General features: G+C 55.1%; 1 protein-coding gene and 1 pseudogene. Both read right to left on the reverse strand.

The genetic code is table 11. The features are described from left to right. Positions 1-68 precede the first annotated feature (68 nt). Positions 69-314, reverse strand: a complete 246-nt coding sequence (locus BM225_RS21510; protein WP_092465546.1) for a hypothetical protein — start codon at positions 312-314, stop codon at positions 69-71. Continuing rightward, positions 311-1,042 (reverse strand): annotated as a pseudogene (gene tnpC / locus BM225_RS21515) (IS66 family transposase); the annotation flags it as partial. The gene BM225_RS21510 and the pseudogene tnpC, both read right to left, overlap by 4 nt. Positions 1,043-1,224: the final 182 nt, after the last annotated feature.

The following is a 1,224-nucleotide window of genomic DNA, read 5'->3' on the forward strand; positions in this document are numbered from 1 at the left end:
AACCTCGACGGTGGGGAAGTTGCTTAAACATGACATAAGCCATGCCTTAAGCCTAATTCCTCAATGCGCTAAGACGGCCCTCGCCGAAGGCGTACGGTCAGGGTGCCGAGCGCGCCAAAGGTCTCGCTCTTTGTCATGTTCTTGTTGTTCTCGAAGACATCCATGCCTTGGGTCAGCAGCGCCATGATTTGCGCTTCGTCGATGGCGTTCTTGCGGAGGGCTTCGACGATGACGCCCTCCATGATCATTTGCTGAGCCGTGATCTGCCCTGCGATCACCTCGATGCTGCGCTCGAGATCTTTCATCTTGCTCATGAGTACTTTGACCCGTTCGGCTTGAAGGTCCAAGGCATCAGGCTTTTGATGTCGTCCTGCATATGTCCGTTCAATATCTTGTCCAGCACGTGTTCCAGATAGGCCTGCGGGTTGATGCCGTTCAATTTGCAGGTACCGATCAGCGATGCCATGCGTGCCCATGTGACCGCCCCGTCGTCGTTTCCCGCAAAGAGTGCATTCTTTCTTGTAAGAGGGATCGGGCGAATTGCGTTCTCTACTGCATTCGTATCCATCTCGATGCAGCCATCGTCAAGGAACTGGGTCAGGCCCGCCCACCGTTTGAGGCCATACCTGATATGGCGGGCAAGATCCGAGCTTGAAGAGAGCAGGTCGAGTTGCCCTTCCAGCCAAAGACGCAGTGCAGCCACGATGGGCTTGGAAAGCTGTTGCCTGACGGCGCGCCAAACGTCCGGCGCTTTGCCCCGGATGTCAGCCTCGATCCGATAAAGCTGCGCGATGCGATTGGTCATTTCCAGACAAATCGGAGAGTGTGTCGTGCGGCTATAATCGACGAAGCGGCGTCGCCAATGCGTCCAGCAATAGGCCATCGTCCAAGGGGCATTGGTTTTCTTAGGATCACTTAATGCATCGTATCCGGCGTAGCCATCAACGGTCAGCCGGCGCCCCTGGAAGTCACAGAAGATCTCTTGAGCGGTTTTGGCGCTCCGGCTTCTGGAATGCTGGAACACCACGATTGGCGGATCGCCCCAATGTCCGGATCACGTCCCAGAACTGTTTGGACCACCAGCGCCAAACCCGCATGCCCCTTGCGATTATGAGGAGCTCCTCATAACCGCAATTATGCAGGGCGCATGATTATGCGGAGTCCGCAAGCAGAGGCAATTTTTCTTTTTCTTTTTCTGTAGGTTATAGCGCTCGCCCATCTATC

Source organism: Donghicola eburneus (genome assembly GCF_900115865.1).
GTDB lineage: Bacteria > Pseudomonadota > Alphaproteobacteria > Rhodobacterales > Rhodobacteraceae > Donghicola > Donghicola eburneus.